Source organism: Cupriavidus mimosae (assembly GCF_023952485.1).
GTDB lineage: Bacteria > Pseudomonadota > Gammaproteobacteria > Burkholderiales > Burkholderiaceae > Cupriavidus > Cupriavidus taiwanensis_C.
This window is the reverse complement of the sequence record NZ_JALHRY010000024.1, coordinates 1-13415: the sequence shown is the minus strand read 5'-3', so window position 1 is coordinate 13415 and position 13415 is coordinate 1. Positions and strand designations below refer to the sequence as shown.

Sequence of the window (13415 nt, the reverse complement as noted above, 5' to 3'; positions counted from 1 at the left end):
TCTCCCTCGAAGTAGCCGGCGCGGCCGGCGGTTGGCGTCGATGTGGAGCGATCATGCGTTAGCACCGCGCATCACGGCAGATGCCAAAACGGCTGCGGTGCAAACCACGGGTTAGCACCCCGGGTAATCCCGAACGCCGCGGATTGCCGCTATGCTGGGCGCCCTGGCCATCGCCTGAACGGGATCTCCCATGCGTCTGAACCAACTCCAGGACTTCATCGCCGTGGCCGAGCACGGCAGCATCCGCGCCGGCGCGCGCGCCCGCGACGTGTCGGCCCCGGCACTCACCAAGAGCATCCGCCAGCTCGAGGAAGAGCTGCACGTGCCGCTGCTGACCCGCACCACCCGCGGCGTGGTGCTGTCGCGCTATGGCGAGGCCTTCCTGCGGCGCGCGCGCCTGATCGCCACCGAGGCGCGCAAGGCCAGCGACGAGATGCGCCAGATGCTGGGCGCGCGCAACGGCGTGGTGCGCGTGGGCGCCACCGGCGGCCCGGCGCACCTGCTGCTGCCGGCGGTGCTGACGCGCTTCCGGGCCCAGCATCCGGACGTGCTGGTCTGCATCGACAGCGGGGTCTATCCGATGCACCTGGACGATCTGCGCGCGGGCGTGATGGACATGGCGGTGAGCCCGGTGCCGGACGAGGGCATCGAGCGCGAGTTCACCTGCGAGCCGCTCTACAACAACGATTCGGTGGTGGTGGCGCACCGCGAGCATCCGCTGCGGCACGCGCGCCGCCTGCGCGAGCTGGTGGGTTCGGACTGGGTGCTGACGGGCCAGCGCATGCAGGGCCCGGGCGCCGCCATCCTCGATGCCTTTCGCGAGCACGACCTGCCGCTGCCGCGCGTGGCGGTGCGCTGCGACACCATCGGCATGATCCAGTCGCTGCTGCAGGACCGCCACCTGCTGTGCATGCTGCCGCGCCAGCTGGTGCCGGGCCAGCTCGCCGCCGCCGGGCTGGTGCCCTTGCCGATCGAAGACCGGCTGCCCAGCCACCGGGTCAGCCTGATCTACCGCGCCGATTCGCCGATGACGCCGGTCGCCGCGCAATTTGCCACGCAGCTGCGGCGCGAAGTGCACTACCTGACCCACCTGCCCGACAGCCCGCTGCGCCGCCCCGCCTAGGTCGCGCCTGGCGCGCGTTAGCGCAGCGCGCGGCGCGCGGGAACTGCCAGCAGCGGCACGGTGCTAACCAGCGGTTTACACCTGAAATTGCCGAACCGCCTCTGGGCCGCGCCGGCGCTGGCTTTGCGGCCGGCGCGCCGCGGCGCGGCGGGATTTTCCCCAATCCCTGCGCGGCGCCTTCTTGCCTGACAGTGGCACCGGACACCAACCGGATAGCAGGGAGGCAAGCATGCAAGACATCGAAGACCGGCCGTCGGCGCTGGTCACGGGCACGGGGATCGACAGCGCCGGCGACGGCGTCTGGCTGCTGCACGGGCAGGGCCAGAGCTTTGTTGCGGATATCGGCGACGGCCTGCTGGTGGTCGACAGCGGTCCCGGCGGGCGCGTCACGCGGGGCATGATCGAGGCGCTGCGCACGCAGACCAGCCTGCCGGTGCTGGCAATCTGCTACAGCCACGGCCACCTCGGCTACAACGCCGGCCTGCAGCAATGGCTGGACCACGCCGCCGCGCGAGGCGAGCGCGCGCCGCGCGTGCTGGCCCACGTCAACGTGCTGGCGCGCCAGGCGCGCTACCGCGAGACCCAACGCATGCAGCAGCGCATGGCCGAGATCCAGTTCCGCCAGCCGGCCGGCGCGCTGGCGGGCAAGCTGGCCCAGGCGGGGCCCACGGAGACCTTTGCCGATGGCGTGACGCTGGGCCACGGCGAGCGCCGCGCCGAAATCCTGTGGGCGCCGTCCGAGACCGACGACGCCGTGGCGGTCTGGCTGCCGGGCCGGCGCGTGCTCTACGGCGGGCCGGCGGTGATCGACTCGATCCCAAACATCGGCACCCCGTTCCGCACCATGCGCGACACCGTGCGCTGGGCCGAAACGCTGGAACGCCTGGCGGCGCTGCAGCCGCTGTCCGTGGTGCGCGAGTTCGGCGCCACCGTGCAGGGCGAGGCCGAATGCCAGCGCGTGCTGGGCGAAACCGCGCGCGCCCTGCGCTGGCTGCGCGCCGAGGTGGTGCGGCTGATGAATGCGGGCTGCAACGAGCGCCAGATGCTGGCCGCGCTGCAGCCGCCCGCGGCGCTGTTCGACCAGCCCTGGATGCGGCCCACCTATGGCGATCCCAGCTATATCGCGCGCGACATCTACCGCTCGGAGAACGGCTGGTGGGACCGCAACGCGACCACGCTGCACCCGGCGCCGCCGCAGCAGGCCGCAGCGGAGATCGCCGCCGCCGTGGCCGACCATGGCGCGCTGCTGCGCCACGCGCAGGCGCTGGCCGAGCGCGGCGATACGCAGCTGGCCCTGCACGTGATCGACGTGCTGGCGCTGGCACCGGATAAAACCCCGAGCGTGCGCGAAGCGCGCCGGCTCAAGGCGGCGTGGCTGCGCCAGCGCGCCACGCAGGTGCGCAGCTATGTGTCGCGCAGCCTGTACGGCGCGGCCGCCGACGCGCTGGAGAGCGAAGCGGCGGACAACTTCGGCCTGCACTAGCAAAGCCCTCTGCATCAGGGAGACACCATGCAAGACATCGAGCCACGCACCCCCCTTGCAGCCGCGCCCACGCTGTGGCCAGATCCACGGCGGCGCGCGCTGCTGCGCGGGCTGGCCGCCCTCGGGATGAGCGCCGCGGCGGGTCCGCTATATGCCGGCAACGGCTGGCCGGCGCGGCCGATCCGGCTGGTGGTGCCGGCGCCGCCGGGCGGCGGCACCGACCTGTTCGCGCGCACGCTGGCGGCATCGCTGGGCAAGGCGCTGGGCCAGACCATCGTGGTCGACAACAAGCCCGGCGCGACCGGCATCATCGGCAACGATGCCGTGGCCAAGGCCAGCCCCGACGGCTACACGCTGCTGTTCACCTACGCCGCCGCGGTGGTGATCAACCAGACCTTGCAGCCGAAGCTGCCGTATGACGGGCTGCGCGACCTGCTGCCGGTGGCGCAGATCGGCGCAGGCGGCAATTTCCTGGTGGTGACGCCGGACTTCCCGGCGCGCACGCTGAAGGAATTCGTCGAGCAAGTGCGCAGGCGCCCGGATGCCTGCGACTACGGCTCGTGGGGCATCGGCTCGGGCGGCCACCTGACCATGGCGGCACTTGCCATGCAGACCGGCCTCCGGCTGCGCCACGTGCCGTACAAGGGCGTGGCGCCGATCCTGGCCGACCTGCAGGGCGGCGTGATCAAGGCAGCCTTCGTCGATACCTCGTCGTCGCTGCCGTTGCTCCGCGCCGGCAAGCTGCGCGCGCTGGCGGTCAGCGGCACGCGCCGCGCCCCGGCCACGCCCGAGGTGCCGACCATGACCGAGCAGGGCTATCCGTTCGACACCGACAGCTGGTACGGGCTGTTCGCGCCCGCCGGCACCAGCGCCGCGATCGTGCAGCGGCTCAATGCCGAGGTGAACCGGCTGCTGGCGGACGCGGCCATGCGCGAGCGCTTCCTGCAGCTGAACATGGGCATGGCGCCGCCGAAGACCCCGGAACAGTTCGCGCAGACGGTGCGCGCGGATGTGGGGGTGTGGGGCAAGGTGATACGGGCGAACAACATCAGCGTCGACTGAAGCCGGGGGCAAGCGCGAAGACGGGCACGCTGGGGAGGCGCCTGCCCTCTCCCCCGGCCCCTCTCCCGCAGGCGGGAGAGGGGAGCAAGGCCTCTTGCCTGCGCTGCCGTGAGGCGGCGGCGCCGCCAGCCAGTCGACTTCTTCCTATACCGATGTCGGAGCTTCACCGACAGCGCCTGCCCTACCCAGCCACTAGTATCGATTCAGAAAAACAGCACGCCCCACGAAGACCCGGTGCCGCAAGCGGCATCCGGGCACGGCTGCGCGCTGCATGGAGACCGCAACAACAGAAGGAGGAGCGCCATGGACCGCCGCCAGTTTCTCAAGTGGGGGAGTTTCCTGACCGTTACCGCTGCCACCGGCGGGCTAAGCGCCTGCGGCGGTGGTGGGGATGACCCGGCACCGGAGCCAGACACCGGCAATCCCGAGAACTTCAATTTCGTGCATGGCGTGGCGTCGGGCGACCCGCGTCCCGACAGCGTGATCGTGTGGACGCGCGTGGAAGGCAGCAACGGCAGGCGCCCGGTGGTGGTGCGGCTGCAAGTGTCGACCCAGCAGGATTTCGCGCCGCCTACGCTGCTGGTCAACCAGCCGCTGATGGCGCTGCCGGACTGGGACTACACCATCCGAAACAAAGTCACCGGCCTGAGCCCGGGCACGCGTTACTTCTACCGCTTCCTGCTGGGCAACCGCCCCAGCACCACCGGCCGCACGCGCACCGCCGCCGCCGCGGGCACCCCGCTGGAACAGCTGCGCTTCGCCTTTGTCAGCTGCCAGGACTGGAATGCCAACCACTGGGCCGGCATGGAAGAGCTGGTGCAGCAGGACCTGGACTTTATCGTCCATGTCGGCGACTACATCTACGAAGCGGTGCCGGGCGGTTCGCGCGCCGGCAACGTCGAGGACCGCCACACCGTGCTGCAGCTGCCCAACGGCACCGCGCTGCCGGATGGCAGCGTCTACGCCACCACGCTGGACGACTACCGCTACCTGTACCGCAACTACCGCAGCGACGCGCGCCTGCAGGCGCTGCATGCGGCGTTTCCGATGATCGCGATCTGGGACGACCACGAGTTCTCGGATAACTGCTGGCAGGACCGCCAGACCTACAGCATCACCGACGACCAGACCCCGCGCACCGCGCGCCGGCGCGCCGCCAACCAGGCCTGGTTCGAGTTCATGCCGGCCGACGTGACGCTGGACCAGGACAACCCGTCGTTCCAGAACATACAGATCTACCGCGCCTTCACCTTCGGCAATCTCGCCACGCTGCTGATGACCGACGAGCGCCTGTACCGCGCCGACCACATCATTCCCGAGGCCTCGGTCGGCCGCTCGATCGGCAGCCTGTATTTCGTGCCGACGGCAACGCTGGCCGCGGCCGAGGCGCAGAAAATCGCGGCCGCCGGCAACGCGCTGACGCCGGTGTCGATGCTGGGCGACACCCAGCGCGCCTGGTGGCAGGACCGCATTGGCGCCGACGCCACCACCTGGAAGCTGTGGGGCAACCAGCTGTCGCTGCTGCGCATGCAGGTCGACGTGCCGCTGGCGGTGGCGCGGCTGATCGCGCGCGCGCTGGTGCTGGGCAACAACGCGCTGGCCTCGCTCGAGACCGCGATCGCCAACGCGCTGGCCGACGACCTGCGCGCGGCGCGGATCGCAGGCACCTATGCCAACCTGGCCTATACCGCGCTGCGCAACGTGCTGGTGCAGGCCGGCATCGACAGCGCCGCCTTCGACGCCAGCATCAAGCCGCTGATCGAAGCGCGCCTGCCGGCGGTGACGCTGCTCGAACGCTTTATCCTCAATGCCGACCAGTGGGACGGCTTCAACGCCGAGCGCAAGAACCTGATGGCGTTCCTGAAGACCAACGGCATCCGCAACGTGGTGGCGCTGAGCGGCGATATCCACGCCTTCTTCGGCGGACAGGTGATGGACGACTACGATGCCGCCGCCCCGGCGCCGGTGATGGTCGACCTGGTCACGGCCGGGCTGTCGAGCAACACGCTGCTCAGTTCCTTCCGCACCGTGGTCGACACCGACGCGGCCTTTGCCGCGCTGCGCGAGCTGATCTACAGCAACGTCGGCGGCACCCTCGTCAATACGTTCGATGCCACGCTGCGCGCCTTCAACCCGTGGCTGCGGCATGCCGACACCAATGCCGAGGGCTATGCGCTGGTCACGCTGACGCCGCAGAAGCTGAGCTGCACCTTCCACACCATGAAGCCGCTCGCCGGCGGCACGGCGCCGGCACAACCGGCCACCGCCAGCACGCGCTTGCTGGAAGTGGCGGCAGGCACGGCCGACGTGACCGTGACCTAGTGGCGGTGACGCGGTGACCGTGACCTAGTATCCGGCCTGCCGGTCCACCAGGTTCAGCAGCGCGCGCCCCTCGCGCGCGCGCTGCAGGTTGTCCAGGCATTGCCGGGCCACCAGCGGGTACGACGGATCGGCCGCGATATGCGGCGTGGCCTCGATGCGCGGATGGTTCCAGACCGGGTCGTCCGCTGCCGGCGGTTCCTTGGCGAATACGTCCAGCGCCGCGCCCGCCAGGTGCCCTTCATCGATCAGCGCCACCAGGTCGGGCTCGACCACATGCTCGCCCCGGCCGACGTTGATCAGGTAAGCGCCCCGCGGCAGCCGCGACAAGGTGCGCCGGTCGAGCAGCCCCTCGGTGCGCGGCGTCAGCGGCAGCGTGCAGACCAGGATGTCGCTCTGCGCCAGGATGGCGGCCAGGCCATCGTCGCCGGTGAAATCCGTGACGCCGGGCAGGTGCTTGGCGGCGCGGCTCCAGCCGCCGACCGGGTAGCCGATGGCGACGAACATGCGCGCCACCTCGCTGCCGATTTCGCCCAGGCCCAGCACGCCCACGCGGCACTGCGCGGCATCGCGCCCCGCGTGGCGCTTCCATTCGCCGCGGCGCTGCTGTTCGGCGTACAGGCCCAGCGCGCGGGTATGGCGCAGTGCCATCGCCAGCACGAAGCGGGCGATGCCGGCCTGCTGGCCGGGATCGACGATGCGCGTCACCGGGATGTGCGCGGGCAGGTCGGGCGCGGCCAGCAGCTTGTCGACGCCGGCGGTGGCGGCGCATACCAGCCGCAGGTTGGGATAGGCCGGCGCCACGCCGGGCTTCAGGCCCCACGCGATGATGGCCTCGACCTGTTCCGCGACGGCGGCCTCGCGGCCGTTCCATACGGTGATGTCGGGCGCCGCCTCGCGCAGCAGCGCGGTGATGGGAACCGCCATGAACGACGGCAGGTGGACGAGGATGGCCATGGTCAGTTGCGATAGTCGGGGTTGATGCGGTCGAGGCGGCGCAGCAGGCCCGGCCAGGCCAGGTTGGAACCCTTGCCCTTGGTGGCCTGGCGCGCCTGCTGGCCCATGTTGGCGCTGGCGGCCTCCGGCACCCGCGTCAGCGCCGTGCCACCGCTTTGCGCCAGGATCTGGACGCGGCATGCCGATTCCAGCGTGTACATGGTCAGGAACGCATCCGCCACCGTGCGCCCGCAGGTGAGCAGGCCGTGGTTGCGCAGGATCATCTGCTTGCAGCGGCCCAGGTCGGCCACCAGCCGCGCCTTCTCGTCCTCGCGCAGCGCCACGCCCTCATAGTCGTGATACGCCAGCCCGGTCAGCGCGAACATCGCCTGCTGCGAGATCGGCAGCAACCCATCCTGCTGCGCGGACACCGCGACGCCGTGCGCGGTATGCGTGTGCATCACGCAGCCGACTTCGGGCCGCGCCTCGTGCACGGCGCTGTGGATGATGAAGCCGGCCGGGTTGACGTCATACGGCGTGTCCAGCACGGGCTCGCCGTGGTGGTCCACCTTCACCAGGCTCGAGGCCGTGATCTCGTCGAACATCATGCCGTACGGGTTGATCAGGAACTGGTCCGGCGCGTCCGGCACGCGCGCCGAGATATGCGTGAAGATCAGGTCGTCCCAGCCGAAATGGGCCACCAGCCGGTACGCGGCCGCCAGGTCGATGCGCATCTGCCATTCGACGTCGGAGACGCGGTCTTTTATGCGGTCTTGTGCGGATTCGACGAGCTGGACTTGCGCCATGTGCGGCCTCCCGGGGGCATGTGAGTGAGTCATTGGACCGCTGCATTGTCCCGGCGCCCCGGGCCAAAGTCTGTTAAGTGTTAGACAATCTCGGCTCCGGCAAGGAGAGCAATGTGGGGCGTCAGGTGAAGGCCAGGGTGAAGCATGCGTCAAGAACGGATGAACCGCTGCGCGCGCTGCCGCGCAGCGTGCTGGCCAGCGGCTGGCTGCGCAACGCACCGCCGCGCGTGCTGGACGCCGTGGCGCAGGCCGCACGCCGCCAGCGCTTTGGCGACGGCGCGATGATCTTCGCGCGCGGCGATCCGCCCACGTATTTCTGCATGGTGGTGTCCGGCCGCGTGCGCATGAGCCGGGTCAGCAGCGGCGGGCGCGAGTCGGTGTACTCGGTGATCGGGCGCGGACGCTGGTTCGGCGAGATCTCGCTGCTCGACGGCAAGCCGCGCACGCATGACGCCTTTGCCGTCGGCAACACCGAGCTGCTGGTGCTGGGCCAGCGCGATTTCCACCGCATCCTGGCCACGCACCCGGAAGGCATGCAGCTGATCGTGCAGCAGATCTGCGCGCGCCTGCGGGTAGCCTTCGACCATGCGCAAAGCGCGGCGCAGGCCCCGGTCGACGCGCGCATGGCGGCGCGCCTGCTGGAGCTGGCCGACCGCACCGACCACGTCGTGCGCATCAGCGCGGAAGAGCTGGGCGACATGGTCAGCCGCTCGCGCCAGACCGTCGCCAAGACGCTGCAGGCGTGGCAGGACGCCGGGCTGATCCGCCGCGCCTACCGCCAGATCGAACTGCTGGATCCGGCCGCGCTGAAGCGGCTTGCCAGGCGATGACGCCGCGCACAGCCCCCCGCGTGCGCAAATAACCTGCCTTGGCCGCGATGGCAAGACTGGTTAACGACCGTTGCAAAAACAAACAGAATGTCAGGTGCCCCGGCGCTACAGTGGCCATTCCCTTGCCTGTAGGCGTTTCTAGGAGGTACACGAATGAAGCAACATCTGGCGAAATCCCTGGTCATGGCTGGCGCGATGATCGCGTCCTATCCGCTGTTCGCGCAGCAGGCCCAGCCGCTGCAGCCAGCCCAGCCGATGCCGATGACCCAGCCGATGCAGCCGATGCCGTCCACCCCGCCGACGCAATCCGCGCAGCCGGTGCAGGCGATGCCCGCAGCGCCGTCGGCCTCGTCGGCCCAGATGGCTCCGGTGGCCCCGGCCGCCGCTGGCAGCTATGCGCAGGCCCCCGTGCCGCCGGCCCAGCCCGGCATGGCGCCGGTGCCCGCCGATCCGTCGCTGGCCGGCGGCACGGTGTCGGCAGTGGACCCCGCCAGCATGAGCCTGGCCCCCGATGCGCTCGGCACGCGCCTGGGCCAGCGCAGCATGTTCCTCGACGGCGCCTGAGCGCCGGCCGGCGTGGGCCCGCAGCGCGCGGGCCGCGCGCCACGCTTCCCATCATCACGACACACGTAACATGCTGGCGGCTTGATTGCCTTCAGCATTCCAATTCCCGCTTGCGTACTCCCTCTCCCGCTTGCGGGAGAGGGTTGGGGTGAGGGCAAGAGCATCAACGAAGCGAAGGCCATCGCGACTGCCACCGTTGTGCCGACATCCCGCCTCACTCCTCCCCCGCATCCGCCCCCTGCTGCTGCAGCCATTCCAGGAAGGCGCGCAGGTGCAGCGGCTTGTCGGCATCGCGCGGCACCAGCGCATGGTAGGTGTTGCCCGGCGCGCGGATCGCGCCGAACGGCGTGGCGATGCGCCCGCCGGCGCGATCCGCCTCCAGCGTGGGAAATGTGCCGATGGCAAAACCCAGGCTGTCCGCCACCGCCTGCAGCGTGACAAAGAAATGGTCGAAGCGCAGCGTGCGCACCGGCAGCAGCGACGCATGCCCGGCCTGCTGCAACCATGACTCCCAGCTGCCCGGCCGCGTTTCCGTATAGAGGAAAACGCCCTCCACCAGGTCTTCCACACCTTGCAGCGGCAACTGCCGCAGCAGCGCCGGGCTGGCGATCACGGTCTGGTACTCGGAGAAGACCGGCACCGATTCGAACTGCTCGCCGCGCTCCAGCGTGCGCCGTATCGCCACGTCGAACGTACCGTTGAAGCCCGCTTCATTGCTGAAGGCGGTCGAGACGCGCACGTCGACCTCCGGCTGCAGGCGCCGGAAATCATCCAGCCGCGGAATCAGCCAGCGCATGGCAAAGGTGGCCGGCGCGTTCACGCGCACCACCTTGCGCGTGGCGATGCGGCCATAGCGCTCGGACGCGGCGCTGATCTGGTCGAACGCCGTGCTGATCTCGCGCGCGAACGCCTGCGCGTGCACGGTCGGCACCATGCGCTGGCCCTGGCGGATAAACAACGGCTGCCCCAGCCACTGCTCCAGGATCTCGATCTGCCGGCTGACAGCGCCATGGGTCAGGTGCAGCTCGCGCGCGGCGGCCGAATAGCTGCCGGCACGGGCGGCCACCTCGAAGATGCGCAGGGCGTTGAGTGGGGGCAGCTTGTGCGGCATTGTGAGATTTCCTGACGGAATCTGGAAAATAAACTCGTTTGTGAGAGTTTATCGCTTAACTTAGCATCGGTCTCAGGCAAACCCCTTCACAAAACTTGCACCAAGAGACCCCATGAGCACCCAGATCCAGGCCAACGGCCATACCTACCAGTTGCCCGCCCGCCCCACCGTCATCGTCTGCATCGACGGCTGCGAACAGGAATACATCAACCTCGCGGTGCAGGCCGGCGCCACGCCCTTCTTCGCCAGCCTGGCCAAACGCGGCACCGTGCTGACCGGCGACTGCGTGGTGCCGTCGTTTACCAACCCCAACAACTTGTCGATCGTGACCGGCGTGCCGCCGTCGGTGCACGGCATCTGCGGCAACTTCTTCTACGACGCCGAAGCCGGCGCCGAGGTGCTGATGAACGATGCGCGCTACCTGCGCGCGCCCACCGTGCTGGCCGCCGCGGCGCAAGCCGGCGCAAAGGTCGCCGTGGTCACCGCCAAGGACAAGCTGCGCGCACTGCTGGGCCACGGCCTGCAGGGCATCTGCTTCTCGGCGGAGAAAGCCGACCAGGCCACCATCGAAGAAAACGGCATCGACGACGTGCTGCGCAAGGTCGGCATGCCGCTGCCGTCGGTCTACAGCGCGGACCTGTCCGAGTTCGTGTTTGCCGCCGGCGTGGCGCTGCTCGAAACCGAGCGGCCAGACCTGATGTACCTGTCCACCACCGACTACATCCAGCACAAGCACGCCCCCGGCACGGCCGGCGCCAACGCCTTTTACGCGATGATGGACAGCTACCTGCAGCGCCTCGACGCGCTCGGCGCGGTCATCGGCGTGACCGCCGACCACGGCATGAACGCCAAGACCGATTCGCTCGGCAAGGCCAACATCCTGTTCCTGCAGCAGGCGCTGGACCAGCGCTTCGGCACCGATGCCACCCGCGTGCTGCTGCCGATCACCGATCCCTATGTCGCCCACCACGGCGCACTGGGTTCCTACGCCACGGTGTACCTGCCGGCCGGCACCGACCAGCGCGCGGTGCATGAGGCCATCGCCGCGCTGCCCGGCATCGAACTGGTGCTGGACAAGCGCGCCGCGAGCGAGCGCTTCGAACTGCCGCCCGACCGCATCGGCGACCTGGTGGTGGTCAGCGAGCGGCTGACGGTGCTGGGCACCACGCCGGCGCGCCACGACCTGAGCGGGCTGGATGCGCCGTTGCGCTCGCACGGTGGCTTGTCCGAGCAGAAGGTGCCGCTGCTGTTCAACCGCAAGGTCAGCGTGCCGGCGGGCCAGCGCCTGCGCAACTTCGACATCCTGCGGCTGGCGCTGAACCACGCCGACTGAAGCGGGTGCGTGCCGGCAAGGCCGGCACGCTTCATCAGCAAGGGGTGACGGCCGCCAAGACGGTCACCACCAGGGGGCGGCGCCATGCAAATCCTGCTTTCCCTGATGTCCGGGGTTGCACTGCTGATCTGGGGCGCGCATGTGACGCGCCACGGCATGCTGGAGCTATTGGGGCCGCGCTTGCGGCTGGTGCTGGCCGCGGGCACGGCCAGCCCGGCGCGCGGCTTCCTGGCCGGGCTGGGCGTGACCGCGCTGATCCAGAGCAGCAGCGCCACGGCCTTGATGACAAGCAGCTTTGTGGCGGGAGGCCTGGTGTCGTTGCCGGCGGCACTGCCGATCGTGCTGGGTGCCGACGTCGGCACCAGCCTGATGGCGCGCTTGCTGTCGGTCGACATCTCCTGGCTCTCGCCGCTGCTGCTGGTCATCGGCATTGCCCTGCGTCTGTCCGGCAAGGACAGCCTGCGCGGACAGGCTGGCGAAGTCATGGTGGGGCTGGGGCTGATCACGCTGGCCTTGCACCTGATCCGCCTCTACGCCGCACCGCTGCTGCAGGCTCAGATCGTGCACGCGATCTTCATCTCGCTTGGCAACGACGCCCTGCTGGCACTGGTGATCGGCGCCCTGCTGGCCCTGCTCGCATACTCCAGCCTGGCCGCGGTACTGCTGACCGCAACGCTGGCCATGGGCGGCGTCATCGGCCCGGCGACCGCCTTGCCGCTGGTGCTTGGCGCCAACCTGGGCAGCGGCCTGATTGCCTGCCTTGCCAATTCCGGCGCTGCACCGGCCGCACGGCGGGTATCGCTCGCCAACCTGATGTTCCGGGTGGTGGGGATACTGGCATTCCTGCCGTTGCTGGACGCCATGCCGTGGCTGCTGGCCCGCCTGGGCAGCAGCGCCGCGACCATGGCCATCGACTTTCACATGGCCTTCAACCTGGCCCTGGCGGCAACGCTGATCTGGTTCGTCAAGCCGGTCGCCTCGCTATGCAACCGGTGGCTGCCCGATGCGCACGACCACGCAGCGCCCGGCGGCGCACGCTACCTGAGCCAGGGCGACCTGCGGCACCCGTCCGTCGCGCTGGGCAATGCCACGCGCGAAGTCGTGCGCATCGGCGACGTGATCGAGGAAATGCTCGGTGGCATGAAGCTCTCGGTGGCGGGCAACGACCGCGCCATGAACGCCCGCTGCCGCGCGCTGGACGACCGTATCGACGACCTCTATTCGTCCGTCAAGATGTACCTGACCGGCGTCGACACCGACAGCCTCGACGACGACGATACCGCGCGCTGGGACGAAATCATGCTGGTCAATATCAACCTGGAATATGCGGGCGATATCGTCGAGCGCATCCTGGCCGACCTGGACCAGCGCAAGCTGAGCCGCAACTACCGGTTCTCGGACGAGGGCAGCGCGGAACTGCTTGCGTTGTGCGACCTGCTGGTGGCCAACCTGCGTACCCGGCTGTCGCTGTTCGTCGCGGGCGACCGTACCGCTCCGGCCTTGCTGCACGACTGTGCCGCCGGATTCCAGGCCCGTGCCGAGCGCTTCACCGCGCGCCACATTGCGCGTGTGGCGCAGCGGCGCACGGCAAGCGTGGAGACCAGTGCCTTGCACCTGGATATCCTGCGCGAGCTTTCGCAGATGAACTCGCTACTGTGCGCTGCGCCCGCAGGCATGCCCGGCACGCAGCGCAGCGCCTTCGCCGAGGACCCTCCGTTCCTGCCTGCCGAACACACCGGCACGCTGCACGCACAGGACCGCCTGCTTAATCCGTGACGCCGCAAGCACCGAGAACGCTGACAGTGCGCGCGCGGACTGCGCGCGCCGCCTCTTCAGCGTGCCTGGCCA

Annotated in this window: 11 protein-coding genes; 8 read left to right on the top strand and 3 right to left on the bottom strand. The window is 69.5% G+C overall.

The window, feature by feature from the left end; all coding sequences use genetic code 11:
* Positions 1–190: 190 nt before the first annotated feature.
* The 4 genes from MKD50_RS28100 (at position 191) to MKD50_RS28085 (ending at position 5990) form a co-directional block, all read left to right on the top strand.
* Positions 191–1123: a LysR family transcriptional regulator gene (locus MKD50_RS28100; protein ID WP_115683721.1), complete on the top strand. Its 933-nt coding sequence runs from the start codon at positions 191–193 to the stop codon at positions 1121–1123.
* A gap of 229 nt (positions 1124–1352) precedes the next feature.
* Positions 1353–2606 carry an alkyl sulfatase dimerization domain-containing protein gene (locus MKD50_RS28095; RefSeq protein WP_252669657.1) on the top strand — a complete coding sequence of 418 codons (1254 nt, stop codon included), beginning with the start codon at positions 1353–1355 and terminating at the stop codon, positions 2604–2606.
* A 27-nt stretch (positions 2607–2633) separates the two neighbouring features.
* Positions 2634–3668, top strand: coding sequence for a Bug family tripartite tricarboxylate transporter substrate binding protein (locus MKD50_RS28090; protein ID WP_252669655.1), 1035 nt, complete (start codon positions 2634–2636; stop codon positions 3666–3668).
* 303 nt (positions 3669–3971) lie between these two features.
* Entirely contained in the window at positions 3972–5990 is a 2019-nt protein-coding gene (locus MKD50_RS28085; protein ID WP_252669653.1) for an alkaline phosphatase D family protein, read from the top strand.
* 24 nt (positions 5991–6014) lie between these two features.
* Here MKD50_RS28085 and MKD50_RS28080 read toward each other — a convergent pair whose 3' ends face one another.
* Positions 6015–6944 carry a 2-hydroxyacid dehydrogenase gene (locus MKD50_RS28080; protein ID WP_252669651.1) on the bottom strand — a complete coding sequence of 310 codons (930 nt, stop codon included), beginning with the start codon at positions 6942–6944 and terminating at the stop codon, positions 6015–6017.
* A 2-nt stretch (positions 6945–6946) separates the two neighbouring features.
* Positions 6947–7729, bottom strand: a complete 783-nt coding sequence (locus MKD50_RS28075; protein ID WP_115700002.1) for a class II aldolase/adducin family protein — start codon at positions 7727–7729, stop codon at positions 6947–6949.
* Between the two features lie 113 nt (positions 7730–7842).
* On the opposite strand from MKD50_RS28075, the gene MKD50_RS28070 reads away from it, so the two are divergent.
* A complete protein-coding gene (locus tag MKD50_RS28070; protein ID WP_252669649.1) occupies positions 7843–8559 on the top strand; it encodes a Crp/Fnr family transcriptional regulator in 717 nt (238 codons plus the stop codon).
* A 153-nt stretch (positions 8560–8712) separates the two neighbouring features.
* A complete protein-coding gene (locus MKD50_RS28065) occupies positions 8713–9123 on the top strand; it encodes a hypothetical protein (RefSeq protein WP_115700001.1) in 411 nt (136 codons plus the stop codon).
* Positions 9124–9337: 214 nt separating this feature from the next.
* Here the strand turns inward: MKD50_RS28065 and MKD50_RS28060 are convergent, their stop codons facing one another.
* A complete protein-coding gene (locus MKD50_RS28060; RefSeq protein WP_240071854.1) occupies positions 9338–10234 on the bottom strand; it encodes a LysR substrate-binding domain-containing protein in 897 nt (298 codons plus the stop codon).
* 112 nt (positions 10235–10346) lie between these two features.
* Here MKD50_RS28060 and phnA point away from each other — a divergent pair, with 112 nt between their 5' ends.
* Positions 10347–11567 carry a phosphonoacetate hydrolase gene (gene phnA, locus MKD50_RS28055; protein WP_252669647.1) on the top strand — a complete coding sequence of 407 codons (1221 nt, stop codon included), beginning with the start codon at positions 10347–10349 and terminating at the stop codon, positions 11565–11567.
* An 84-nt stretch (positions 11568–11651) separates the two neighbouring features.
* Positions 11652–13343, top strand: a complete 1692-nt coding sequence (locus MKD50_RS28050; protein ID WP_252669645.1) for a Na/Pi cotransporter family protein — start codon at positions 11652–11654, stop codon at positions 13341–13343.
* Positions 13344–13415 lie beyond the last annotated feature (72 nt).

What these genes read in the sequence shown, in the direction of transcription:
- MKD50_RS28100 (WP_115683721.1), top strand. Translation starts at nt 191, where the DNA reads ATGCGTCTGAACCAACTCCAGGACTTCATCGCCGTGGCCGAGCACGGC.
- MKD50_RS28095 (WP_252669657.1), top strand. Translation starts at nt 1,353, where the DNA reads ATGCAAGACATCGAAGACCGGCCGTCGGCGCTGGTCACGGGCACGGGG.
- MKD50_RS28090 (WP_252669655.1), top strand. Translation starts at nt 2,634, where the DNA reads ATGCAAGACATCGAGCCACGCACCCCCCTTGCAGCCGCGCCCACGCTG.
- MKD50_RS28085 (WP_252669653.1), top strand. Translation starts at nt 3,972, where the DNA reads ATGGACCGCCGCCAGTTTCTCAAGTGGGGGAGTTTCCTGACCGTTACC.
- MKD50_RS28080 (WP_252669651.1), bottom strand. Translation starts at nt 6,944, where the DNA reads ATGGCCATCCTCGTCCACCTGCCGTCGTTCATGGCGGTTCCCATCACC.
- MKD50_RS28075 (WP_115700002.1), bottom strand. Translation starts at nt 7,729, where the DNA reads ATGGCGCAAGTCCAGCTCGTCGAATCCGCACAAGACCGCATAAAAGAC.
- MKD50_RS28065 (WP_115700001.1), top strand. Translation starts at nt 8,713, where the DNA reads ATGAAGCAACATCTGGCGAAATCCCTGGTCATGGCTGGCGCGATGATC.
- MKD50_RS28060 (WP_240071854.1), bottom strand. Translation starts at nt 10,234, where the DNA reads ATGCCGCACAAGCTGCCCCCACTCAACGCCCTGCGCATCTTCGAGGTG.
- phnA (WP_252669647.1), top strand. Translation starts at nt 10,347, where the DNA reads ATGAGCACCCAGATCCAGGCCAACGGCCATACCTACCAGTTGCCCGCC.
- MKD50_RS28050 (WP_252669645.1), top strand. Translation starts at nt 11,652, where the DNA reads ATGCAAATCCTGCTTTCCCTGATGTCCGGGGTTGCACTGCTGATCTGG.